This window comes from Myroides fluvii (genome assembly GCF_009792295.1).
Classification (GTDB): domain Bacteria; phylum Bacteroidota; class Bacteroidia; order Flavobacteriales; family Flavobacteriaceae; genus Flavobacterium; species Flavobacterium fluvii_A.
Genome location: NZ_CP039934.1, coordinates 496,245 through 520,238, shown reverse-complemented (window position 1 = coordinate 520,238; position 23,994 = coordinate 496,245). Strand labels below are relative to the sequence as shown.

Below are 23,994 nucleotides of genomic sequence, written 5' to 3'. Positions count from 1 at the left end.
ACTACTCGACTTTTTCTTGTTTTAACCCTTCTCCAATGAGAATTTGTGGGCCTAAATATTTTGGTTTTTTATCAATCAATTGATCGAGTAATACTTTAACTCTTGCAAATTTTTCGCGCAATAGGGTTTTGAATCCATACTTACGCGTAACATCTTGGGCATTAAATCCTATGGTTTTTAACCCTAAATGATTGGCAATGTAAACTGCTCTTTCATTGTGAAACGGCTGTGAAATGATGGTAAAAGCTTCTTCATTGAATATGGCTTGCATGCGATAAACAGAATCCAACGTTCTAAAACCGGCATAATCCAAATAGATTCGATCTTTGGGAATACCGCGTTCAATCAATGCTTCTTCCATGTCTTTCGGTTCGTTATACCCCGCATGACTGTTATCGCCACTGACTACAATGAAATCAATTTTACCCGCGTGATACAATTGTGCTGTTGCTTCCATGCGATAGGTAAAATAGTAATTGAGTTGTCCGCCAGAAAGATGTTTTGAGGTCCCTAAAACCATTCCTACTTTATGATGCGGAAGACTGTCTATGTCGTTAAAAAGTTGATCTTTTGTACTGGATGCAACCTGTGTATTCGCCCACCAGATAAAAGTGAATAGGAGAACTCCTACCAAGAGTACCCCTAGAAGTAGTCTTTTCATGCTTTTGAATTACAAGAAGATTAATACCAACGTTTTTTATTTTTCTTTGAATTCTCTGATTTTCGAGAATTGGCGTTTTTATTGCGATAATCCTTTTTAGGTGTCGCTTCTCCTTTTTTAGGTTCTTCTTTCCAAGGAAAAGGGTGATCGGTTACTATTTTGGGTTGAGTACGCGTGAATTTTACAATATCTTCCCAATATTTTTTCTCTGATTTATCACAAAAGGAAATCGCTAATCCTTCATTCCCCGCTCTTCCTGTACGTCCAATGCGGTGTACAAAAGTTTCGGGAATATTCGGTAAATCGTAATTGATAACAATGGGCAGAGAGTCAATGTCAATTCCCCTTGCTGCGATATCTGTAGCCACTAATACTGTTGTGTCTTTTTTCTTGAAGCTATCCAAGGCTTCTTGTCGTAAGTTTTGCGATTTATCTCCGTGAAAAGCAGCGGCGTTAATTCCATTTTTTTCTAAAGCTTCTACCACAGCATCAGCTCCGTGTTTGGTGCGAGTAAAGACTAATACATCGCTTAATTTTTGATTGCGTATAAGGTGATATAATAGTTTTTTCTTCTCTCCTTTTTCAACAAAATACACCTGTTGTTTCACCGTTTTTGCACTAGATGAAATAGCATCAACAACTACATATTCTGTTTTTTTTAAGAATTCATGTGCCAGTTCTCGAATAGGTAAAGGCATCGTTGCTGAAAACAAAAGCGTTTGTCTGGTATCTGGCGTCAATTGGATGAGTTTTTTTACATCGTCAATGAATCCCATGTCTAACATTAAATCTGCCTCATCGAGTACCAAGCAATGAATGTGATCCAAATCAAGGTGTTTTTGCTTGTATAGATCCAACAAACGCCCAGGAGTACCGATAATAATATCAGCTCCTTTGTTTAATTGTTCAATTTGAGGTTTACTCGATACGCCTCCATAGATAGTCATTAAGGTAGCGTTAGTGTATTTTGCGTAAAGCGCAAAGTTATCTGCGATTTGCTGGGCTAATTCTCGGGTTGGTGTTACCACTAATACGCGCGCATTCTTCGTGCGTTTGGTATTGCCTAAGCGATGAAGATAATGCAAAATAGGCATGGCAAAAGCAGCGGTTTTTCCTGTTCCCGTTTGGGCACAACCAATGACATCCTTTTCTTGTAAGACCAGGGGAATTACCTTTTCTTGAATAGGTGTAGGAGATTGATAATCAAGTTCCCCAATGGCGCGTAAAATATTTTTATTAAGCTGTAAATCTTCAAATGTCATAATCGCTATTTATAATATCATACAAAGGTACGCGATTTGAAGATAACTAACAGAATATCACCTAAAAAAGGAGGGGTTAATGTTTTTAATTTATTGTTTATTAGTTTGTTAGGATGGATTTGAAAATAAAGCGCGTTGAATCTCTTCCGTTGTAGCTCGCACTTTCACCGCCTCAATTGCCAAGGCCAATAAATTATGGGTTGGATTGGATACTCCTTGAGTTAATTGAGTTAATGCCCATTCTACTTTTTGTGTATCGCGTTCTACCTTAATTACGGCTTGACGTTCCTTCTGCATGGTGTCGGGAAAAAAAGCTGTTGTGTCACCATTTTGTTGTTGTTGAGTCTCATGCTCTTTTTGAAGTGAGATAGCAACAAGATCGTCTGTAGGGCAAATTTCTTCTAAGATATTCCATGCTTTTTCTGCAAGGGCTAAGGTGGTGTGTTCTACATAATAACTACCTGCCCAAGGATCTACCGTCTTAGTTGCCTTCATTTCTTCTTGCATAAATTGATGCAGTTGTAAAGCGGTATGTTCCCCATAAGCGGTATGGTCAAAAGCGATAGCCAATGCTTGTGTACCACCAAAAACAGCAGTAGTTGAAGCTGTTGTAACGCGTGTTAAATCGTCTTTTGTATCGGCTCCCCAGCGCTCGGTTTGGGTTTGAATCGTTAAGGCTAGGGATTGTTCGCTCTTTGGATGAAAAGAATGAACTAATCTCGACCAAAGCCAGCGAGTTGCTCTCATTTTGGCTATTTCCATAAAGTAATTCACCCCCGTATACCAAGAAAATGTAACCTGTGAGGCTATATAGTCAATTGGAATTTTTTCGCTTACTCCCGATTTAATATAGGTCAATCCCTGAGCTAAACTATACGCAATCTCTTGATCCGCGCTGAGTTTTTTCTTTTTTAAATGGTGATTCGAAAGAGATAATACCTTAAAATGCGGCATATGTTGATAGGTATAATCTAAACTGTCGAGAATAGCTTTGTGCAGTGGAGTAATCGTATTCGGTGCGAAATCAAATGCATCATATTGAAGATTTCCGCGTAAAAATTTTGTATCAATGCCTTGTTCTTGCGCAGCGACAATATACATAGCCAAGAGCGGTAATAGTGCTTCATTGGTGCGGATAGTAGCCGTTATTTCCGCCAAAGGCAGTTGATCGATTAGTATTTTGACATCTTCCACGGTGTGAATGCTAAATCCTCCTGCTGAAGTAGAAGGGGATAGGTCGAAAAGAAGATGCTTTTGTCCTAATGCTATTTGTTTGCGATAAGAGATATTGCCTGCTTCCAATTGATTTGTAGCAGGAAGGAGTTGAATCTCCCATGGTTGTTGTACATACATCAACGGAGATATTCCTCTGACATAAGGGGCAAAACCAGCGGCAAAATCCACAGCATCTAAAGCTTCGATATCCTCTTTTTCGTATTTTTGTTGGATGACCATGCCTTCGATGGTCGTACTAACAGAGGGCGTTGATGCTGTATTGAATGAAGTAGAATTCAAATTCAAATGTTGTACATCCTTTCTTTTCATACGTGTTACACTTATTTAATTTCCTCTGTTAATCTTTTTTGTTCTATTATTTCAGCTAAGCGTCTTTCAATTAATGGAACAATCAACGTTTTACGTGGATTCTGTTTGACAAAAGGATACAATTCCATTTGCGCATGAAGCTGCTCTCTAGCACTTGCTAAGGCATTAATTCCAACTAAAACTTCTTGATTGGCTTGAAATAATTCTTGTTCTTTTGTTGCAGATTCATTGACTTTTCGCTGAATCGTTCCTTGGTGTAAGGAAGTAATCAAGCCTTCTGCTTTTTCAATTTGTTTGAAAATATCCAAGGCTTTTTCTGCAATTTGCTTGGCGAGATACGTTGGGTAATACGCACCTTCCGTTGGATTGTCAACCGCATTGACATGACTTTCTTCTTTGAGTATCAATAGCTGATTTCGCGCCATTTGTTGACTTGCAAAATTGTCTTTTCTATATAATACATCATAAGGTAAATTGCCAACGTAATCCGCGCCTCCTAAAATGGCACTCATACATTCTGTTGCCGTGCGCATTTGATTAATTTTTGAGGCATAAACTGTTTTATTTCGCTTCGTGGGTATGGCAAGAATTCTAATATCCAGTGGATGTTCTGTATATTCACGCCCAATCAAATCAAATAGCATACGCAAAGCTTTGAGTTTGGCTATTTCAAAAAAATGATTGGCACCTACAGCTACTTCCACAAAGATTGGCTGTTCTAGGAAGGTTATTCGCGCGAGATATTCATGTAAATGTGCACAGGCATATGCAACTTGTTGTACAATAGTTGCTCCGGCATTTTGATATGTTTTTGTATCAATCAGGAGTTGTATATCCTTTTGCTTCACTAGTGCCTCGAGGGTGTTGAAATCCTGTGTCACACCGTGAAACCAATTACCATCAGTAACTAGTTGATGAATAGGGTCGACAACTAGATGTATTGTATACTGCTGTTGCTTTGCCCACTGGGAGATACGTGTGATATAAGGTTCATCTAAAAAATCAAATCTAAAAAAATAGACGATTTGTTGAGGTAAAGCAAGGAGTAGTTCAATCAAGTCAATCTTGACATGAGGGACTGTAAAATAGATAGTTTCAGTTCCTTTCTGTATAGAAGCTAGTGCATTTTGAATGGTTTTTTCTACATCGTAAATGTAAATTGATTGAAGAATACGCCATTGCGTTGTTTGCGTGACAACGGGAATTGATTCCCCGTCCTGCGCATGGTAAAAAGGACGCACTTTAATGCCTTCCAAACTTTCCCAAACAAGGGTTGTATTATAATCGGCCCCCGCTAGTTCATATTGAATTCTATTTTTCCATTGTTTCGATGGAATAGAATGGAATGGCTCGAAAAGTGTATGATTCATAGTGATAAGACCTCAAGTTTATGGGGTAGATAATGTATCGAATTCAATAATAAAAATATCTTCATTATCTCGCTTCATATAGTATTTCTCTCTGGCGTATTTTTCAGTTGCATCACCGTCTTTTAAATTCTTGATGGCTTGCTTGTCTTTGTCTATTTCACTTTGAAAATAGTCTCTACGCTCTTCTAATTTATCTATCTCTTGATCGATGGTATGGTGTTCAATAAGAGAATAGCTGTCAAAGAAAACAATCCAAACAATGAAGCCAACAGTGATTAAAAAAAACGGGTTTTTCACTATTCGGATGTATCTCAGTTTGCGAAGCATGCTTTTTGAATCCATTGGCTTGATTGTTATTTATTTGGTATAAAGTTAACCTATTTTCTCATTAATTACAGTGCGAACAATATCAATTGCTACGGTATTGTAAGTATCGTTGGGAATAATAATATCAGCATAAGCTTTTGATGGCTCAATAAACTGATCGTGCATCGGTTTTAATGTGTTTTGATAACGGTTTAGAACCTCAATCATATCGCGTCCGCGTTCGGCTATATCGCGTTTTAATCGACGGATTAAACGTTCATCAGAGTCGGCGTGAACAAAAATTTTGATGTCGCATAATGCTCGTAATTCTGGATTACACAAAATTAAGATTCCTTCTACAATCATTACTTTCCTAGGATGAGTCAAGATATAATCATCTGTTCTGTTGTGTTTCACAAAAGAATAAACAGGTTGATTCACACTCTTTCCTTCTTTTAGCTCTTTTAAGTGTTGAACCAATAATTCGAAATCAATGGATCTAGGATGATCAAAGTTGATTAAGGTTCTTTCCTCTAAACTGAGATTGTCTGTCGCTTTGTAATACGAGTCTTGCGATATAATACCTACTTCTGTTTCAGGTAGTTCGTTCATGATTTGATGAACTACGGTTGTTTTTCCACTTCCTGTACCGCCTGCAATTCCAATAATTAACATGTTTGTTTCTATATTTTTAGCAAAAATAAACATTAATCAAAGAGAGGAAAAACATTTTTTATATTTAGCGCCAACTTCTTTGTTTTTATAAGGTCGATAAAGACAATGGGGTGAAAGAGGGATTTTATTGGATGAATGGAAGATTGATGTGCTATTTAAACTTAATCTAATTTAAAAAAAGTATATTTGCTTTGTATCTTGATAGATAGAGCAATTGATTTTATAAATAAATTAAGGGTATATGGCTAAGAAAACTGTAGATCGAGGAATATTTACACTAAAAGAAAGAACTTATATTACTCCACATTACATCCGCATTACACTAGAGGGAAAAGACGCACAAAAGTTTAACCGCACAACAATTGGGGTAAACAATAAAATATTTTTAGCTCCTGAGGGATGTGAACGAGTGTACCTGCCTGAGTTTGATTCTGAAAAGGGGCAATGGGTACCGATGGATGAAGCGATTCGTCCGAGTGTTAGAACTTATACCCATAGGGGAATTGATCTAGAAAAAAATGAATTATACGTAGATTTCGTTGCACACGGTGATGAAGGACCCGCTTCTAAATGGGCAATTCAAGCGCCAATTGGTGCAGAATTGGGCGTGGCAATGGGAACGGAAGCATCTGAATTATATCCGCAAGCCGATCGGTACATTTTAGTAGGAGATGCTACGGCTATTCCTGTATTGGGGGCTATTTTAGAAGATGTCGTAGCTACAGCACAAGTGAAGGCATTTATTGAAGTAGAAACACAAGAAGATATTCAGCCTTTACAAACAAAAGCGCAAGTAGACATTGAGTGGATTGTCAATTCAACACCAGGTCAAAATACAATATTAGCAGAAAAAGCCTTGGCTTATATTGAAGCACAAGGAGAAATGGAATCAAAATTCGCTTATGTAGCTGCGGAATTTTCCAATGTAAAGCTATTGCGCAACTTCTTGCGCAAAGAGAAAAATTGGACAAAGGATGAGCTGTATGCTTATTCCTATTGGAAGTTCGGAAAAGCAGAAAATGTATCAGAAGCAGATCGACGCGCAGAAAAAGCAAGTATCGACTAACAATAAAATGCAATACCTACCTACATGTTGTTATTGTCATTACAAAAGGTAGATTCATCATTTATTGCCTTTGATTTAATCGAAAAACGAGGTTTGAAGGCCTCGTTTTTTTGTTTTAATCTTGCTAATCCGTTGGTATGGAACGGAGATTTTAAAATCAAGTTAAATCTAAAGCATGAATTGCATTATTTAGTTTGATAAGAAATAATATTTCTTACCTTTGTCGGCTGAAATAAAAATTCAAATCATTTTAAGTTCTTTAGTAGCATGTTAAATCGAAGACACATTCGTATCAAGGTTATGCAGACGCTTTATGCGTTGCACCAAAGTAATTCTGACCAAATTCAAACGGGTGAGAAATTTTTAAACCACAGCATGGATAGTATACAAGAGTTGTATTTATTGATGCTAACCCTCCTGATAGAAATTCGAAAAAAAGAAGAAGAATATATCGAAATTTCTCAGAAAAAACATTTAGCTACTTACGAAGAACGCAATCCAAACAAGAAATTTATCGAAAACCAAGTGCTTGAGTTATTGAGTAATTCTACTTCTATTAGCAATAAAGTGGAAGAGCGAAATATGACGTATTGGCAAAGAAAGGATCATTATGTTCAGTTGGTATTAGATGAAATCAAAGCAAGTGAGCTGTATAAGAACTACATGAAATCGACGACGCGTTCTTTTCAAGAAGATCAAGATTTTATCGTGAATGTATACACGGAAATTATTGCGCCAAATGAAAAGTTATATGACTTTTTAGAAGATACTAAATTGACTTGGGTAGATGATTTACCCGTGGTAAATACGTTAATTCAAAAGCAAGTAAGACAATTGAAAAATGTTGAGCAAGCATTTTTTGTTCCTAAAGTTTTTAAAGATGCAGAAGACAAGGATTTTGCTCAGGATTTGTTCCGTAGAACGTTTTTAAATGGTGCTGAATTAGCAAAAGAATACGATGGTAAAACACCAAATTGGGATATAGAACGTATCGCTACTATTGATATTGTAGTTTTAAAAATGGCTATTTGCGAGATGTTGCGTTTTTCTTCTATCCCTGTAAAAGTTACAATAAATGAATATTTAGAGGTTGTGAAAGAGTATTCTACACCAAAAAGTAGTATATTTATCAACGGTATTCTTGATAATATTTCAAAAGAACTTGAAGCTCAAGGTCGATTGAATAAAATTGGAAAAGGACTTTTATAAGACGAATTAACCATAATAACTATAACTGAAATGAAAAACGTATTTATGTTGTCTTGTGTAGCTTTGTTGACCTTGACAGCTTGTAAAAAAAATGACGCATCAAGTCGTATTAGTGAAGATAGCGTTGCTAAAATCGAACAAGAAACTATCGATAAAAAGACACAAGGTAGTCCAAAAATGGAATTTGTATCTCTTGCACATGATTTTGGAACAATCGGAAATAACGAAGCGGTAGAGACAGAATTTGAATTTACAAATACTGGAGATGCAGATTTAGTTATTATTGACGCTCGTGCTACTTGTGGATGTACTGTTCCGGAATATCAAAAAACACCAATTAAACCAGGAGAAAAATCGAAGCTAAAAGTTAGATTTCAAACTGGAGCTGTTGGACAACAACAGAAAACGGTTACTTTAACAACGAATACAGAAAAAGGAGAGGAGTTACTTACGATTAAAGCTAACGTTTCTCCAGCAAACTAATTTTTAAATACTTATATTTTATGGAAGGTATACAACAATTTTTACCTATGATTTTCATCTTTGTTGCGATTTATTTCTTTATGATTCGTCCGCAACAAAAGAAAGTGAAACAAGAAAAGACATACGAAGCTAGTCTGAAAGTAGGAGATCGTATCGTAACTAAATCAGGTTTACACGGAAGAATTGCTGAGTTAAATGAATTAACAGTTGTTGTAGAGACAATGGCAGGAAAACTTTTAATGGAGCGTTCTGCTATTTCTATGGATATGAGCCAAAAGCTTCAAGAGAAAAAATAATTATACTTCGTATATATAATACAAAAAATGGGTATTGCGAAAGCAATGCCCATTTTTTGTATTATATATTTATTTTGGAAATCGATTCCTACAAGAATCAGTGGAATAGGCATTTTTCAATGCGACTTCGCTTTGTTAAATGAATTTCCAAGTCCATACGCTGAAGAATGGCTTCAAGAGACAAGTTCAGCTTGTCATGGCAGGGTTAATCTTTTTTAATCGATTCAAAATATAGAATCAAATCAATCAAACGGGAAGAATACCCAATTTCATTGTCATACCATCCAACAACTTTAACCATGCGATCAATAACAGAAGTTAGCTGAGAATCAAAGAGACAAGAATGGGTATTGCCAATGATGTCTACAGAAACAATAGGATCTTCAGTATAGGCTAAAATACCTTTTAATTCATTTTCTGCCGCATCTTTGAAGGCTTGATTGATTTCCTCAATGGTTATTTCTCTTTTTACATAACACGTAATGTCGGTCAATGATCCATCGGGAACGGGAACTCGAATTCCGCCACCGCCGATTTTTCCTTCGTATTCGGGGAAAATCTTCGTGAGTGCTTTTGCTGCTCCTGTAGTTGTAGGAACAATAGATTGAGCTGCTCCCCGTGCTCTTCTTAAATCTTTATGTGGTTGGTCGTGTAAACTTTGATCGGTCGTATAGGAGTGTACTGTTGTGATATAAGCCTGTTCCATACCACATAGCTTTTTGATAATCTTGACCATTGGAGCTGCATTGTTTGTTGTACAACTTGCATTGGAAATGATTAATTCCTCTCCAGTTAAGATGTGTTCGTTTACTCCCAAAACAATGGTCTTGATTTCATTATCCTCTGGAGGAACTGATAAAATAACGCGTTTGGCCCCTTGTTTAATATGCTCTTCGAGTAAAGCTGTTGTCTTGCGTTTTCCTGTTGCCTCTATTACATAATCAATGTCTAAGCTCGCCCAAGGTAAGGCTGCAATAGCCTTTGAACTGAAATAAGGTATTTTCTGTTGATTGATAATCAGGTGATTGTCATCATACGATACATCCGCTTGTAAGATACCGTGAATACTGTCGTATTTGACTAAATGCGCCATGGTTTGCACATCTGCTAAATCGTTTATAGCAACAACTTCAATGACAGGATGATTGAGCAATAATTTGAATAGATTTCGACCAATGCGTCCAAATCCATTAATTGCAACTTTAATTTTTTTCATTGGTTGTAAAAGAAGATGGTCGCCAAACAGCGACCATCAATATTATAATTATAAAATATGTTTCTGAGCTTTGTATGATGAACGAACAAGTGCACCACTTTCAACGTGTCTGAATCCTAATTCTAACCCGATTTCTTCGTATTTCTTGAATTGTTCTGGTGTGATGAATTCTTTTACAGGCAAGTGTTTTTTACTCGGTTGTAAATATTGACCTATAGTTAAGACATCTAATCCAACGGCTTTCAAATCGTGCATCGTTTGGATTACTTCTTCTTCTGTTTCTCCTAAACCTAACATAATCCCTGATTTCGTACGCTTAGCGCCGTTGTCTTTTAAATATTGCAACACGGCTAAACTGCGATCGTATTTGGCTTGGATTCGAACCTCTCTCGTTAAGCGACGAACCGTTTCCATATTGTGCGAAATTACTTCCGGTGCCACTGCTAAGATACGATCCAATAAACGCTCTTCGCCTTGAAAATCTGGAATTAGTGTTTCCATAGTCGTTCCAGGGCTAATACGGCGAACTGCTTTCACTGTTTCTGCCCAAATAATCGACCCACCGTCTTTTAAGTCATCTCGGTCAACACTAGTAATTACCGCGTGTTTAATGCTCATTAGCTTGATCGAACGAGCCACTTTGTCTGGTTCATCCCAATCCACTGTTTCTGGACGTCCTGTTTTTACTCCACAGAAACCACATGAACGCGTACAGATGTTTCCTAAAATCATAAAAGTCGCCGTTCCTTCTCCCCAACATTCTCCCATATTTGGACAACTACCCGAGGTACAGATGGTGTGCAACTTGTACTTGTCCACTAAACCTCTTAATTCAGTATATTTTTTACCTGTAGGCAATTTTACACGTAACCATTTCGGTTTGGCCTGTGGTTGTATATTTTTGTCTAAGATTGTATCCATACTTTCATTTTATCAAAGTACAAATATACTGAAATCTTCTCTTTTATCTTTGGTTTTTTCGGAATTATAAAATGGTGTGAATTCCTTTTCTTCACTTGGGTTTCTTGTTCTTTTTTGAGGATATTCTTGCTGAAAATACGCATTTGAAGTCAAAGTAGATTAGAATAAAATCAATTTAATGAGGTGATGTAGGGGCTAATGTGTATTTTTGAATTGTAAAATAGCGTTAGGGGTAGACTCGGAATACGCATTACAGAAGGAGAAAAGAGTGTTTATACCTATGGTTTGTTCGATTTAGGCAAATTGGGAACTCGAAGTGGTTCACTCAGTTTTAGCATTAGGAGAATTGTATTCTTTCTTGGTGAATTTTTGTTCGTATGTCATAGGAAGTAATGTGGTGTTTAGACAAGGAGAGACTTTCGGGTATGCCGCAGAACAGAAGATGAATATTACCTCTTCTAAGGTATTTTTGTAGGAGGGGGAAAACCTTGAAATTAGAGATGTAAGTCAATGGATACCATTCTTGAAGACGACGACGACCTATCTTTTGTTAGTAGTTAGAATAAAAAAATAGCAAAAGTGTTTTTATTGATATACAGATGAAAAGGCTATTTTGTTTTTCGACTCTTACGAAATGAGTGTTAAATTTGTGTATTGTTAGGTCAAAATTAAAAATACCTAAGGATAAGGTTTTTTTATAACAAAATATAAGAAAGCGTAAAATTAGAAGATAGTAAAAAATAATAGGCTTGTTTGGTTAAAAGATAGAGGAAACCTATATTTGGTATTAAATTTTTATACAAATTCAAAATAAATGGAAGATAATCTGAAGTTAACACCAGCAGATAAAATGATGGCTCCTGTTAGTAAATTCATGCAAAAATCTACATCAGGCGGAATTATATTATTTATTGCTGCTTTGATTGCCATCTTTATGGCTAATTCTGCTTGGGCAGATCAATACAATGCTTTTTGGGAAGAGAATCACATTGCTTTTTCATTTAATGATTTTTCATTGAATCACTCGTTAAAACATTGGGTGAATGATGGATTGATGGCTATTTTCTTTTTTGTTGTTGGGTTAGAATTAAAAAGAGAGTTAACAACAGGTGAACTATCTTCTCCTAAAAAGGCGATGTTGCCAATTATTGCTGCGATAGGAGGTATGGTTGTGCCGGCTTCTATTTATGCTATTTTTAATGCAGGAACAGATGCTGCCCACGGATGGGGAATTCCCATGGCAACGGATATTGCCTTCGCCTTAGGTGTTCTTTATTTGTTGGGAGATAAGGTACCTACTTCTCTGAAAGTTTTCTTGACTGCTCTTGCTATTGCAGATGATTTAGGTGCGGTATTAGTGATTGCGATTTTTTATACGGAACAACTGTCATTAATTAATTTAGGAATTGGACTAGGCTTTTTTGGTTTGCTGATTATCAGTAATTTACTGGGTATTAGAAATACAATCTATTATGCAATTATCGGTATTGGCGGAATTTGGTTGGCTTTTATGTTGTCTGGGGTTCACGCTACTATTGCGGCTGTATTAGCTGCATTTGCTATTCCGTCTACAGCCAAAATTCACGAGCCATTTTTCCGTAAAAAATTAGAACAGCTAAAAAATAGATTCAACAACATCGATCCAGATGATAAGATTCCAACTTTGACAGGAGAGCAAATGGATTGTGTCGGAGATATTCAAGATTTAGCAAAAAATAGTTTACCACCAGCGATTCGTTTAGAACACAGCATGCACAATTTTGTAGCTTTCTTTGTTATGCCTGTATTTGCTTTAGCCAATGCTGCTATTCCTATTAGTACAGGTGGAGGTGAAGGAGTAAGCGCTGTAACTTTAGGGGTGGCCCTTGGCTTGTTGGTAGGGAAAGTTTTGGGTGTTTTCGGCCTAACTGCTTTGGTTATCAAATTTGGCGTGGTAAAAATGCCGACAGGAATGACCTATAAAAACTTGTTTGGCTTAGGGTTGTTAGCTTCGATTGGTTTTACGATGTCGTTGTTTGTAACAGAATTGGCTTTTGATATAAATTTACATCCAGAGTTTCCTGGTCAAGCGAAATTGGGAATTTTAATAGCTTCTGGCTTAGGAGGATTATTGGGATTTATTGTATTGAGTTTGGCGGGTAAATCAAAAAAATAAGAGAAAATAGAATGCAATAAAAAAGCCGAAGATAAATGTCTTCGGCTTTTTCTATTTAGAAATATTAATCTTTCTTTTTCTTGGCTGCGCGTTTAGCGTCAACGGCGCGATTCCTAGGCTTTGTTTTTCTTGGTTTTCTCTTTCCGGGTCCACCTAGATTAACTTTGGCGTTCTTTTCTTTTTTCGCGTGAAAAGCAGCTCCTTTTTCAAGTGGTTTTTTCGATTTCACCAATTGTTTTGCTTTTAGTTTCGATTGCTCAAATTCCATTAATTTATCTGAGATTTCGACTGTAGCGGGAATTTCAATTTCTCTTAGCTCTTTTTCCATTAGCGCTTCCGCTTCAAAAAGCATTTCTTCTTCTTTTGGATCAACAAGAGAGATGGCAATACCCGTTTTATCTGCACGTCCTGTACGTCCAATACGGTGAACGTATTGTTCAGGTATGTCAGTAAACTGTAAGTTGACCACGTGACTAATATCTGAAATATCAAGACCACGAGACATAATATCCGTTGTTAATAATCCTCTTAATTCACTGGCTTGAAATTCTGCCATGGAACGCATACGGAAATTTTGCGATTTGTTGGAGTGAATCACTGTAAATTCATCGGGAAATGCTTCCTCTAATTGAGTCATAACAACATCAGCTAAACGCTTACTGTTGATGAAAATTAGTACGCGGTTGAAGGTTTCCTTATCTTTCAATAAGTGAATTAAAACGTTCATTTTAGTGTAGAAATTGGGAACGCGATAAACTTGTTGATCAATTTTCTCTAAAGGAGTCCCCGAAGCGGCTAAGGAAACCTCTTCTGGAAAGTCAAAAAAGTCTTCCAATACCTCATCTACTTCTTCTGTCATGGTTGCAGAAAACAATATATTTTGTCTTTTGCTTTTCATCATGGCTAGAATGGAGGTAAGTTGCGTTCTAAATCCTAAGTTTAATATTTCGTCAAATTCGTCAATGACTAGTTTTTGTAAGTTGTCAAAACGCAAAACACCATCTAGCGCTAAGTCCATCATACGACCAGGTGTTCCTACTAAGATGTCAACCCCATCGTACACGGCTTTGCGTTGGGTGTTAATATTGGTCCCACCATAAACGCCCAAAGAGCGAATAGACATATATTGCGTTAGTTTATTCACTTCATCAACAACTTGAACAACTAACTCACGGGTTGGTACAATAATAACAACGCGCGGTGTATCCACGTGGGCAAATTTCCATTGTTTTAAAATGGGAAGTAAATAAGCATAAGTTTTACCCGTACCTGTTTGGGCAATCCCTATTACATCCCTTCCTGATAGAACAACAGGAAATGATTTGGATTGAATAGGTGTAGGCGTCGTAATTTGAAGCTCATCTAGGGCTTTTTGTAAAGCTTTCGGTAGATTAAATTGCTCGAAAGTATGCATAAAATATCTTATTTGGACAAAGATACGTTTTTTTATGCTTGTAGTAAGTATTGGAATAAAATTGGATAAAAGACAAGTTGAAAAATTACAAAATCTTTTTGATCACGCGTAATTTATGGGTGTGTTTTCCTGAATCGACATTGTAAATACCCAAGTGATCCAAGCGGTCAATACGCACCTTGCCATGAGCGTGAATAATGTAGTTGTTTTCCATGATAATTCCAACGTGGATGATATTGCCTTCTGCATTGTCAAAAAAGGCTAAATCCCCTGCTTCACTTTCTTCTATAAAACTCAAGGCTTCACCTATGGTTGCTTGTTGAGAAGCATCTCGTGGAATTAAATGACCATTGATTTTATACACCATTTGCGTAAACCCAGAGCAGTCAATGCCGAAAGGAGTTTTTCCTCCCCATAAATAAGGGGCATTCAAATACATAAATGCTGTTTTTACGAATTGGCTTTTTGTGAAAGTTCCCGTAATGGAGCGTCCTTCAAAAGCAAATTTTAACGGATTGGTCGTAGCGTGTTTTAAGACGTTGAGGTTACTGCCTAAAGGGATAGACATTAATTGATTGTCTGAGGAATGCAAAAATTCTACAAAATCTCCTGCATAGATAGGAGCTGCTTGGTTTAAAGTGTCGTATTCGCCTTTTGATATTACTTGATATTGTTTATTGTCAATCCAGCCTTGGTATTGATCAAAAGTTAATTCAATCTTAGACCACTTTTCAGTTTGTTCTAGTATTGTAAACAATTCTCCAAACAGCAGTTGAGATACCAATTCGCTTTTATCACTAGGTTCTGCGCGCAGGGGAACAATAGAAAGGTTACAATAGGCAAACATCATATAGTTTTTTTGTATTAAAATGCAAAAATAAAGATGAGTTTGAATAAATCAAACCCATCTTTTATTCATCGTATTAAAAATCTTGATTTTGAATTAAGCTCTTTCAATAACAATAGCAGAAGCACCCCCACCACCATTACAGATAGCTGCAGCACCAATTTTAGCCTTGTTTTGTTCTAAAACGCTTAACAACGTTACAACGATACGCGCTCCAGAGCATCCTAGCGGGTGTCCTAAAGCTACAGCACCACCGTTTACGTTAATTTTGTCTGTGTTTAAATCTAAAAGCTTCGCATTTGCTAATCCTACTACAGAGAAAGCCTCGTTGAATTCGAAGAAATCAACATCAGAAATAGCTAAGTTTGCTTTTTTCAATGCGATAGGCAATGCTTTTGCAGGCGCAGTTGTAAACCAAATGGGTTCTTGTGCAGCATCTGCATAACTTCTGATGTAAGCTAATGGCTTTAATCCTAAGTCTTTTGCTTTTTCTTCGCTCATTAATACTACTGCAGCAGCACCATCATTGATTGTAGAAGCATTAGCAGCAGTAACCGTTCCTTCTTTAGTGAAAGCTGGACGCAATCCTGTGATTTTGTCTAACTTTACGTTTGAATATTCTTCGTCTTTTGAAACGATGATTGGCTCTCCTCTTCTTTGCGGAACTTCTACAGGAACGATTTCCATGTCGAATTTTCCTTCTTCCCAAGCTTTTGCTGAACGCTCGTATGATTGGATAGCGAAAGCATCTTGCTCTTCTCTTGTGATATTGTGTACGCTTGCTGTATTATCTGCAGCTACACCCATTGCTTGGTTGTCATAAGCATCAACAAGACCGTCATTTTGCAATCCGTCAACTAAAGTTGTAGGACCAAATTTTTGTCCGTTTCTCATGTGTACGTAGTGTGGAATTAAACTCATGTTTTCCATTCCACCCGCAACAACTACCTCAGCATCTCCAGACATAATTGCTTGTGCACCTTGCATGATTGCTTTCATTCCTGAAGCACAAACTTTATTAACTGTAGTACAAGGAACATTACTGCTTAATCCAGCGTAAATAGCAGCTTGACGAGCCGGAGCTTGTCCAACACCTGCTTGAACAACGTTGCCCATTAATACTTCGTCAACTAAATTTACGTCTAAATTAATTTTGTCAATCGCGCCTTTAATTGCAGCAGCTCCTAATCGCGTTGCAGGAACTGTAGATAATGAACCTAAAAAGCTACCGATTGGTGTTCTAGCAGCAGATACAATTACTACTCTTTTACTCATAATAAATAGTGTTTATCAATCCACTACTGGCGATAGAGTCGCGGAACAACTTAAAGATACAGGCAATTTGGTGTTGCAGGTAACGTCGTCACGCATGCTATTCGCGTTTGCGGATATTAGTTAGATATTTTTTGATTCAATGTGAAGGACAAATATACATTATAAATTTATTTGGTCGAATTGTCGGGGGGAAATAATCGGGTATATTAACATTAATCCAGCGATAAGGCTGTTTTTATCGATTTATGAGGTGGAGAAAAGGAAAGGAGAGAATGGAATGTGGAGGAATAAAGCAGGGATTTAGAAAGTATTTTATTTTTTGTTTCAAAAAATAAAAAAAAGATGAGGCTGTATCTGCTTGATAGATAATCGATTTGTTGAGGGAGCCTGTTTTTTTTGTTTTTTTCTCGTAGAAATATTTGGAAACAACGAAAACTCGTGCTACTTTTGCATCCGCATTACAGAAGATAAGTCTTCTTGAAAGCAACGGAGAGGTGCCGGAGTGGTAACGGAGCAGATTGCTAATCTGTCGACTGGTAACGGTCGCCAGGGTTCGAGTCCCTGTCTCTCCGCAAATTCGGGGTGTAGCGTAGCCCGGTCATCGCGCCTGGTTTGGGACCAGGAGGTCGCAGGTTCGAATCCTGCCACCCCGACCACTACAAGTAGTGTAGGGTCCAATAGCTCAGCTGGATAGAGCAACTGCCTTCTAAGCAGTAGGTCTCAGGTTCGAATCCTGATTGGATCACGAAAAAGTCTTAACGAAAGTTAGGACTTTTTTTGTTTTTGTGAGATTCGCACGGTTTGCTTTTTTGTGAAATTTTTTGGGTTATCGATCTATTGATCTGGTTAGAACATTTGAACCGTTAATCACTTCCTAGTTTAGTTCTAAAGAAAGGGGAATGACTAAAGAAATAATAGTACCTTTATTCCGCTCTAATAGAGAAGTCTACATAAAATAGCATACATTCAAGCAATAAGATTTGTCTTAAACGAATAAATCCCAATGAATATCATAACCCTTCCTACTGACCTGAATCTCGATCAATCTAAACCCATTCAAATTTTTGATTATTGCAGTGCTCAAGAAATCGATCGACAACAAATTGTACTGAATCAGCATACATTTAGTTTCTTGCTTGAAGGAGTTAAGGAAGTTGTTTTTGATCGTGCAATTCAATCTATCAACCCTTCCCGTTTTCTTCTCATGAAGTCGGGGCATTGTTTAATGACAGAGAAATTGTCGGAAGGTAAAAATTATAGAAGTATATTGTTGTTCTTTTCCAATGAGATGGTTCAACGATTTGCTTATAAACTTGAATTAGATTATTCGAAATCCATCGAATATCAATCCATTTATTCCTTTGAGTATGATGATTTTATTCATCGATTTGTATCGAGTTTACTCGATATAAACAAATTGTCAAAAGCGATTCAAAATCGCTTGTTAGAAGTTAAATTTGAAGAAATAATGTGGTATCTCGTGGAAATTTACGGACTGGGTTTTCTGCATTCTTTTCTGGGCAATAACGAAGATAGTATGCAAAAGTTTACGCGTACCATCGAAAGCAATCAACTTAGTAAATTAACAATTAAAGAACTGGCATTTCTTTGTAATATGAGTGTTTCTACATTTAAGCGAGTATTTGAAAAGCAATATTCCGAATCACCTATGCGTTGGTTTCAGAATAAACGCTTAGAACATGCTCACTATTTGTTGAACTTTGAAAAGAAAACGGCTACCGAAATTTATTATGAAGTAGGGTATGAGAGTTTGTCAAGTTTTATTCAAGCTTATAAAAGTAAATACGGTATAACGCCAAAACAGCAACCTAAGAATTGAACTTCTAGCAACAGTTTTTGAACGGATATCAAAACCTCTTACAGCTGTTCCAAAGTAACTTTGCTTGAAAATTTAATTCAATTCAAATGAAAAAAGCACAGGTATTAGTACTGCTAGTTTTGATGGTGTCAACGTCAGTATTGGCACAAAAAACATTTACCCTATCGAGTAAAAACTTAGGAGGATCAGGAACAAAAACAATGGAGTTTAATGGATTTGGTTGTTCTGGGGATAATCAATCGCCTCAGTTGTCTTGGGAAAATGCTCCAGAAGGGACGAAAAGTTTTGCTGTTACGATGTATGATCCCGATGCTCCAACGGGAAGTGGATTTTGGCACTGGGTGGTATTTGATATTCCCTCAAACGTAAATGAATTAGTTGCAGATGCTGGAAATGGTAGTCTTAATTTAGCACCTAAAGGAGCGATTCAAAGCGTGACCGATTATGGAATCAAAGGTTTTGGAGGACCTTGCCCACCAGAAGGACACGGGTTTCATCAATATATCATTACCGTTTATGCATTAAAAACGGATTCATTAGGACTTGATGCGAATGCGAACCCAGCGTATGTTGGTTTCAATTTGTGGAATCAAACCTTAACTAAGGCAAGTATCATCGCGTATTATAAGCGATAAATATCAACTAATGAATACAAAAGAGTCTTCGATTTTTCGAAGACTCTTTTGTATCTATCGCCTGTGTTATCCCAAAATGGAACAACTTGTTTCTTCTGGTGTATAAGTAATTTCTTTCTTTGTTGTTCCTGTTGCTTTACCCCATTTCGCAATCGCCTCAAGTAGTGGAATTAGCGTTTGTCCAAAAGCAGTTAATTCATATTCTACTTTTAAAGGTGGTTTACTGGTATAAACGGTTCGACTAATTAAGCCATGTTCTTCCATTTCCTTTAATTGTAAACTCAACGTGCGTTCCGTAATCATCGGAATAGCTTTTCTCAATTCGTTGTATCGTTTTTTTTCTATTAAATGAATGAGAATAACGGCTTTCCATTTACCACCTATATATCTCATTGTTAAGCTTGTACTGCATGGGAAATCTTGATTGTCTATCGTGTACATCTGTTACTATCCTTTTTGACCGTTCTTGCAAAGATAATTTACTATATATAAGTTTGCAACTATAAAAAGTATAGTATTAATTATAATTCCATTTTATATGAATTTTTTAGATCTTGCCCAACGCAGATATGCTACGAAAAAGTATGCTGTAACAAAAAAGATTTCGCCAGAACAAATAGAAGAATTGAAAAACATCCTTCGATTAAGTCCTTCGTCTATTAATAGTCAACCGTGGAAATTTACGTTTGTGACCGATGAAAAAGTAAAAGCTGAATTAGCCGCACAATCGTATACGAATGAAAATTCCATCAATACGGTTGGATTGGTCGTTGTGTTTAGTGTGATGGATGATATTGAACACTTCGAACAGCAGAATATTTCCATTCTACCTGAAGGATGGGTCAAAGGGTTTTATGAGCCACTGGTTAAATCTCGTGGAGAACAAGCCACAAAATCGTGGATGGAAAATCAAGTGTATCTTTCCTTGGGCTATTTTTTATCTGCTTGTATAAGTTTGGGGTTAGATGCAACGCCAATGGAGGGAATTAACCGTCAAGCCTATCAAGGGATATTGAAACAAGAGGGATTTGCTCCCTTGTTTGCGGTTACGGTTGGTTATGCTGATCTAACGGACCCTGCGCATCCAAGCGTTTTACCTAAATCTCGGTTTGCTTTGGAAGATGTGATTGAATCGATTTAAAAACAAAAAAGGGTGGTCTTTTAGGCCACCCTTGTATTTAGAAAATAAAATCTCTTATTTTTCATTACTTGTGTTTCTTTTCTTTCTTAAAAAAAGAGAAGCAGCATACACTATGGTAAAACCGCTGAAAATTGTACCAGCTATAATTGAACCATAATGAACTAGAAAAGCAGAAAAAGCCATTCCACTCATGATTATAATAAAAGCAAATAGAATTCCCATAGTATTGATTCTAATACTACCTTTTACATCATTTTCTAAAATAGTAGTCCTATGATTGAAAGCAGCAGGTCTAAAATCTTGTTCTTTTTCAGCTCTTGCTTTTAACCAGGTCATAATTTCAGGGTCCATTTCTTTTAGTTTTTGAATTTCAGTAGCGTCAGGTAGTAAATTATCATCAAAAACTTCGGTGTGTTCTTGTTGGTATCCGTTTCCATTCTTATGATCAACAGTTGTTTGTTTTTGTGTTCTCTGTTGTTTAGCCATAAGATTAACGTTCCTTCAGGTAGTATTCGAACGCTTTTTTATAATCTTTAGCTATATGATGAGCATCATTGCTAAGGTTATGTCTGTCGTCTTTAGTTGAAGGAATACGATTTTCTTCCCTTAATTTTTTCTCAATTGAATAACTTCTTTATTATCCGATTGATATGCTCCATTGAAACTATCTCCAACATTTTGGAAGAGTGAGTCAAAAAGAGATTCTATTTTAAAAATTAAACTACTCATTCGTTTTTTTTTGATTAATTAAGTATTTTACAAATCAGGATGACTTTTATATAAAAATGAATATAAAGATATATAGATGCAGCTGTAAAAACAATAAAATAATCAAATAATATATTGATTTATAAGTTGTTATGTTTGTTTTTTGTGTTTTTTAGACGTGTTGATTTGATAAGTTAATTATCAACCTGCTAGTACAACCTAGGATAAAAAGCTCAATGATAGCGTCAGGGTAAGTTGAAGTAGGCTAACTGTTTTAAAAAGTAAGGAAGAGTGAACTACCAAGCTCTTTTATCTGTGATAATCGGTTTTGTGATATCAAACACCACATTAAAACTCGTTTTAGATCCTGCGCGTTGTAAGTTATAACTGTATTCCTTGTCGTCAAGGGTCACCCACCAAAGATTAGAAGCTGCCGCAGGGATATCTAATGCGGTTTCTTGATCTGCAGGGAAATATTGGATATGTTCGGTTCCAGTATTGGTGGTTGTTCCGCCATACATGGTTATTTCGTCAGGTTGTCCATTGGGTTGACGGTGATCGTGTTTCAATTCGATTCGGTCTCCTTTTAGGGTAAATACCCAAGTACGCGATAAATCATCTCCAACGAAAAAAGCGATTTTTACTTCGCGTTTGTCGCATGCAGCTACGTACATAATTAATTCCTTGTTGTCAAAATCAGCAGGAACTGGGGAAGAAACAATACTTCCTTTGTACGCCTTACCACAGTGCTGTGCAAGGTTTTGGATGAATTGCGTTGAAGAATTTGACGTTTGCGCTTTTGTGTAAAATACACTGCTGATACAAAACAGCAGAACAAGTAAGTTTCTCATGATGAATGTATAAAAGACTAAAGATAGGAGGATAAACCATGTTTACCTAATTATCGACAGAAAGAAGAGCGTTTATCCTATGATATCTTGCCCTAATCCCCGACAAAAATCTTATTTTTGAGGAAAGCTAAAAAACAATGATTAGATTGATAGAGCAAACCGTTCAAGTGGATGGGCAAGCCATATTCGTGCATTTGTATGCTTGTGATACTTCCAAAACAGAGACGACTTTGGTTTTATTGCACGATTCACTGGGCAGTGTGGAACTGTGGAGGGATTGGCCTAGCTTATTAGCAGAACAATTGCAATGCAATGTTATGGTGTATGACCGCGTGGGCTATGGAAAATCACAGCCGATGCAAACGTCTTACCGGGCACAGGATTATCTAGAACAAGAAGGGGAGTTTTTGGAGCGTTTGCGTCAGGTTCTGCAATTGGGGCAACTTGCGGTATTTGGGCATAGTGATGGAGCTTCTATTGCGTTGTGGTACGGGGTTTTATATCCAGAAAACACGACGGCAATGGTGATAGAAGCGGGGCATGTTTTCGTGGAACAGGTAACTTTACAAGGAGTTGCCGACGCGAAAAAAGCCTATGAGGAAACAGACTTAAGACACCGCTTGGCAAAATATCACGGTGAACGCGTAGAGAAGCTGTGTTATGCTTGGTTTGACATTTGGTTGGATCCTGCCTATCGCCATTGGACGATGGTGCCTGAATTGCATCGTATAACCGCTCCTTTGTTGTTCTTACAAGGAGATTTGGATGAATACGGAACATTAACACAAGTAGAAGAGACAGTTAGTCACGTGAGCGGTATTGCTGAAAAATACATCTTTGAACAAGTGGGGCATATCCCACATAAAGAACAAAAGGAGAAAACCCTGACGTTGATTACCTCCTTTTTAAATCGTTACTTATAGTTTGAGTAAATGTTCAATTTTATCTAAAAACAATTGTTCTATTCGAGGGTCTTTGGCTTGTAAATACGAAGATTTTAAGCTGTTTAAGTATTGATCTAAATTGGTAATTACACTCCCTTGGGCCAATTCGAATGGCACTTGAAGGTTTTTGGCTTTGATTGTTTCTAGGGCGGTTTTGATATAGGTTTCTTTATCCATTGTGTTTGTTGTATCGGTCGCAAAGATATAAAATCATTTGCAGGATAAAAGAGTGACAAAAATAATAGCCTCATCTTGGAAAGAGATGAGGCTAGTTTTAGTTAACGAGGTAACTCGATGGTGTAGGTTTTACCTTTTGTTTTTACGCTGGTATTCACCAACCAAGGATTGTATAACTTCAATAATTTATAGTTAGAACCTTGTTCGATGGCGAACATCGGTAGGTCGTCAATATCCTTATCCAAAGTAACGGTGCGCATTGAAATAGGAGGATATTTCTCTGATTTAGGAATGTCGTAGCCGTATTTCTGAGGATTATTCATAATCTCTTTCATAGCTAAAATTCGAAATACATAGCGAGAGGTCTCTTGATTTAAAAATAAATCATAGTAATTGTCTACGTATTGAGCGTTCATAGCTTTAGTCATTCCACCCATTCCTCTGTTGTATGCAGCGGCTACCATCGTCCAAGAACCAAAACGAGCTTTGGCATCTTTAAAGTATTTACAAGCGGCTTCAGTTGCTTTTTCTAAATGGTAGCGCTCGTCAATATAGTCGTCTACCACCAAGTTGTATTCACCCGCTGTTCCCTTCATAAATTGCCAAAAACCAGAAGCCCCCGCAGAGGAAACGACATTAGACAACGTACTTTCAATTACACATAAGTATTTGAAGTCGTCGGGTATATTGTTTTTCTTTAAGATAGGTTCAATAATGGGGAAATAACGTTCTGCCCTTTTTATCACTAGCGTTGTGGATGAATGAAGATTGGCGTTGATGATCATCTCACGATCAAAGCGCTCTTTGACATCAATCACGTCTAGTGGCGTTTTCTCCCCTGCAAAATTTGCAGTTAATGGAAGAGGCACATGGTGATCCGTTGGATTTTTGGTATCCTCTGGATTTACAGTTTCATGCGCGGTAGCAAAAATAAAAGTAGAGGCTATACCGACAACTGCTGCTGTGTAAAGCACATTTTTGAGATTCTTTTTCATCG

Annotated in this window: 27 protein-coding genes and 3 tRNA genes; 13 read left to right on the top strand and 17 right to left on the bottom strand. The window is 37.0% G+C overall.

The annotated features are described in order from the left end of the window. Position 1: 1 nt before the first annotated feature. From FBR08_RS02470 to udk, 6 genes are all read right to left on the bottom strand, one after another. Positions 2–661, bottom strand: a complete 660-nt coding sequence (locus FBR08_RS02470) for a SanA/YdcF family protein (RefSeq protein WP_158961252.1) — start codon at positions 659–661, stop codon at positions 2–4. A gap of 20 nt (positions 662–681) precedes the next feature. Further along, the gene (locus FBR08_RS02465; protein ID WP_158961251.1) at positions 682–1,923 is read right to left on the bottom strand and encodes a DEAD/DEAH box helicase; all 1,242 of its coding nucleotides are present in this window, start codon (positions 1,921–1,923) and stop codon (positions 682–684) included. Positions 1,924–2,031: 108 nt separating this feature from the next. After that, positions 2,032–3,468, bottom strand: a complete 1,437-nt coding sequence (locus FBR08_RS02460; protein ID WP_158961250.1) for a methylmalonyl-CoA mutase family protein — start codon at positions 3,466–3,468, stop codon at positions 2,032–2,034. A gap of 11 nt (positions 3,469–3,479) precedes the next feature. Then, positions 3,480–4,838 carry a methylmalonyl-CoA mutase family protein gene (locus FBR08_RS02455; RefSeq protein ID WP_158961249.1) on the bottom strand — a complete coding sequence of 453 codons (1,359 nt, stop codon included), beginning with the start codon at positions 4,836–4,838 and terminating at the stop codon, positions 3,480–3,482. A gap of 18 nt (positions 4,839–4,856) precedes the next feature. Continuing rightward, entirely contained in the window at positions 4,857–5,180 is a 324-nt protein-coding gene (locus tag FBR08_RS02450) for an FtsB family cell division protein (protein ID WP_158961248.1), read from the bottom strand. A gap of 30 nt (positions 5,181–5,210) precedes the next feature. After that, the gene (gene udk / locus FBR08_RS02445) at positions 5,211–5,819 is read right to left on the bottom strand and encodes a uridine kinase (RefSeq protein ID WP_158961247.1); all 609 of its coding nucleotides are present in this window, start codon (positions 5,817–5,819) and stop codon (positions 5,211–5,213) included. A 241-nt stretch (positions 5,820–6,060) separates the two neighbouring features. On the opposite strand from udk, the gene FBR08_RS02440 reads away from it, so the two are divergent. The 4 genes from FBR08_RS02440 to yajC all read left to right on the top strand — a co-directional run bounded on the left by FBR08_RS02440 (position 6,061) and on the right by yajC (position 8,873). Further along, a complete protein-coding gene (locus tag FBR08_RS02440; protein ID WP_158961246.1) occupies positions 6,061–6,885 on the top strand; it encodes a siderophore-interacting protein in 825 nt (274 codons plus the stop codon). Positions 6,886–7,152: 267 nt separating this feature from the next. Beyond that, a complete protein-coding gene (nusB, locus tag FBR08_RS02435) occupies positions 7,153–8,094 on the top strand; it encodes a transcription antitermination factor NusB (RefSeq protein WP_158961245.1) in 942 nt (313 codons plus the stop codon). A 30-nt stretch (positions 8,095–8,124) separates the two neighbouring features. Further along, positions 8,125–8,577 carry a DUF1573 domain-containing protein gene (locus FBR08_RS02430; protein ID WP_158961244.1) on the top strand — a complete coding sequence of 151 codons (453 nt, stop codon included), beginning with the start codon at positions 8,125–8,127 and terminating at the stop codon, positions 8,575–8,577. A 20-nt stretch (positions 8,578–8,597) separates the two neighbouring features. Next, a complete protein-coding gene (gene yajC, locus FBR08_RS02425) occupies positions 8,598–8,873 on the top strand; it encodes a preprotein translocase subunit YajC (protein ID WP_158961243.1) in 276 nt (91 codons plus the stop codon). A 205-nt stretch (positions 8,874–9,078) separates the two neighbouring features. Here yajC and gap read toward each other — a convergent pair whose 3' ends face one another. Together gap and lipA are read right to left on the bottom strand one after the other, a co-directional pair. Further along, a complete protein-coding gene (gene gap, locus FBR08_RS02420) occupies positions 9,079–10,089 on the bottom strand; it encodes a type I glyceraldehyde-3-phosphate dehydrogenase (RefSeq protein ID WP_158961242.1) in 1,011 nt (336 codons plus the stop codon). A gap of 48 nt (positions 10,090–10,137) precedes the next feature. Beyond that, positions 10,138–11,010, bottom strand: coding sequence for a lipoyl synthase (gene lipA / locus FBR08_RS02415; RefSeq protein WP_158961241.1), 873 nt, complete (start codon positions 11,008–11,010; stop codon positions 10,138–10,140). A 316-nt stretch (positions 11,011–11,326) separates the two neighbouring features. On the opposite strand from lipA, the gene FBR08_RS02410 reads away from it, so the two are divergent. Together FBR08_RS02410 and nhaA are read left to right on the top strand one after the other, a co-directional pair. Then, on the top strand, positions 11,327–11,485 hold the full coding sequence (locus FBR08_RS02410; protein ID WP_233266205.1) for a DUF4261 domain-containing protein: 159 nt from the start codon (positions 11,327–11,329) through the stop codon (positions 11,483–11,485). 339 nt (positions 11,486–11,824) lie between these two features. Then, the gene (gene nhaA, locus FBR08_RS02405; protein WP_158961240.1) at positions 11,825–13,165 is read left to right on the top strand and encodes a Na+/H+ antiporter NhaA; all 1,341 of its coding nucleotides are present in this window, start codon (positions 11,825–11,827) and stop codon (positions 13,163–13,165) included. Positions 13,166–13,229: 64 nt separating this feature from the next. Here the strand turns inward: nhaA and FBR08_RS02400 are convergent, their stop codons facing one another. From FBR08_RS02400 to FBR08_RS02390, 3 genes are all read right to left on the bottom strand, one after another. Then, complete coding sequence (locus tag FBR08_RS02400; RefSeq protein ID WP_158961239.1) at positions 13,230–14,579, bottom strand: DEAD/DEAH box helicase; 1,350 nt, start codon at positions 14,577–14,579, stop codon at positions 13,230–13,232. Positions 14,580–14,664: 85 nt separating this feature from the next. Further along, a complete protein-coding gene (locus tag FBR08_RS02395; RefSeq protein ID WP_199268655.1) occupies positions 14,665–15,426 on the bottom strand; it encodes a C40 family peptidase in 762 nt (253 codons plus the stop codon). 96 nt (positions 15,427–15,522) lie between these two features. Further along, positions 15,523–16,701 (bottom strand): acetyl-CoA C-acyltransferase, encoded by a 1,179-nt coding sequence (locus FBR08_RS02390; RefSeq protein WP_158961237.1) that lies wholly within the window; start codon positions 16,699–16,701, stop codon positions 15,523–15,525. Between the two features lie 488 nt (positions 16,702–17,189). Between FBR08_RS02390 and FBR08_RS02385 the strand changes: the two genes are divergently transcribed. From FBR08_RS02385 to FBR08_RS02365, 5 genes are all read left to right on the top strand, one after another. Then, positions 17,190–17,273, top strand: a tRNA-Ser gene (locus tag FBR08_RS02385). Between the two features lie 6 nt (positions 17,274–17,279). Next, positions 17,280–17,357, top strand: a tRNA-Pro gene (locus tag FBR08_RS02380). A 15-nt stretch (positions 17,358–17,372) separates the two neighbouring features. Continuing rightward, positions 17,373–17,446, top strand: a tRNA-Arg gene (locus FBR08_RS02375). 258 nt (positions 17,447–17,704) lie between these two features. Continuing rightward, positions 17,705–18,541, top strand: coding sequence for a helix-turn-helix domain-containing protein (locus FBR08_RS02370; RefSeq protein ID WP_158961236.1), 837 nt, complete (start codon positions 17,705–17,707; stop codon positions 18,539–18,541). A gap of 86 nt (positions 18,542–18,627) precedes the next feature. Then, positions 18,628–19,176, top strand: a complete 549-nt coding sequence (locus FBR08_RS02365) for a YbhB/YbcL family Raf kinase inhibitor-like protein (RefSeq protein WP_158961235.1) — start codon at positions 18,628–18,630, stop codon at positions 19,174–19,176. Positions 19,177–19,242: 66 nt separating this feature from the next. On the opposite strand, the gene FBR08_RS02360 is transcribed toward FBR08_RS02365, so the two are convergent. Beyond that, positions 19,243–19,617 (bottom strand): winged helix-turn-helix transcriptional regulator, encoded by a 375-nt coding sequence (locus tag FBR08_RS02360; protein ID WP_158961234.1) that lies wholly within the window; start codon positions 19,615–19,617, stop codon positions 19,243–19,245. Positions 19,618–19,714: 97 nt separating this feature from the next. Here FBR08_RS02360 and FBR08_RS02355 point away from each other — a divergent pair, with 97 nt between their 5' ends. After that, entirely contained in the window at positions 19,715–20,317 is a 603-nt protein-coding gene (locus FBR08_RS02355) for a nitroreductase family protein (RefSeq protein ID WP_158961233.1), read from the top strand. Positions 20,318–20,371: 54 nt separating this feature from the next. On the opposite strand, the gene FBR08_RS02350 is transcribed toward FBR08_RS02355, so the two are convergent. The 3 genes from FBR08_RS02350 to FBR08_RS02345 all read right to left on the bottom strand — a co-directional run bounded on the left by FBR08_RS02350 (position 20,372) and on the right by FBR08_RS02345 (position 21,876). Continuing rightward, positions 20,372–20,803: a YrzE family protein gene (locus FBR08_RS02350; RefSeq protein WP_158961232.1), complete on the bottom strand. Its 432-nt coding sequence runs from the start codon at positions 20,801–20,803 to the stop codon at positions 20,372–20,374. Between the two features lie 120 nt (positions 20,804–20,923). After that, positions 20,924–21,046, bottom strand: a complete 123-nt coding sequence (locus FBR08_RS17065; RefSeq protein WP_262885175.1) for a hypothetical protein — start codon at positions 21,044–21,046, stop codon at positions 20,924–20,926. Positions 21,047–21,321: 275 nt separating this feature from the next. Then, the gene (locus FBR08_RS02345) at positions 21,322–21,876 is read right to left on the bottom strand and encodes a hypothetical protein (RefSeq protein WP_158961231.1); all 555 of its coding nucleotides are present in this window, start codon (positions 21,874–21,876) and stop codon (positions 21,322–21,324) included. 137 nt (positions 21,877–22,013) lie between these two features. Between FBR08_RS02345 and FBR08_RS02340 the strand changes: the two genes are divergently transcribed. Then, a complete protein-coding gene (locus tag FBR08_RS02340) occupies positions 22,014–22,799 on the top strand; it encodes an alpha/beta fold hydrolase (RefSeq protein WP_158961230.1) in 786 nt (261 codons plus the stop codon). On the opposite strand, the gene FBR08_RS02335 is transcribed toward FBR08_RS02340, so the two are convergent. Together FBR08_RS02335 and FBR08_RS02330 are read right to left on the bottom strand one after the other, a co-directional pair. After that, a complete protein-coding gene (locus FBR08_RS02335) occupies positions 22,794–22,997 on the bottom strand; it encodes a hypothetical protein (protein ID WP_060875036.1) in 204 nt (67 codons plus the stop codon). The genes FBR08_RS02340 and FBR08_RS02335 overlap by 6 nt on opposite strands. Before the next feature lie 101 nt (positions 22,998–23,098). After that, positions 23,099–23,992, bottom strand: coding sequence for a lytic transglycosylase domain-containing protein (locus FBR08_RS02330; RefSeq protein WP_158961229.1), 894 nt, complete (start codon positions 23,990–23,992; stop codon positions 23,099–23,101). Between the last annotated feature and the right edge of the window lie 2 nt (positions 23,993–23,994).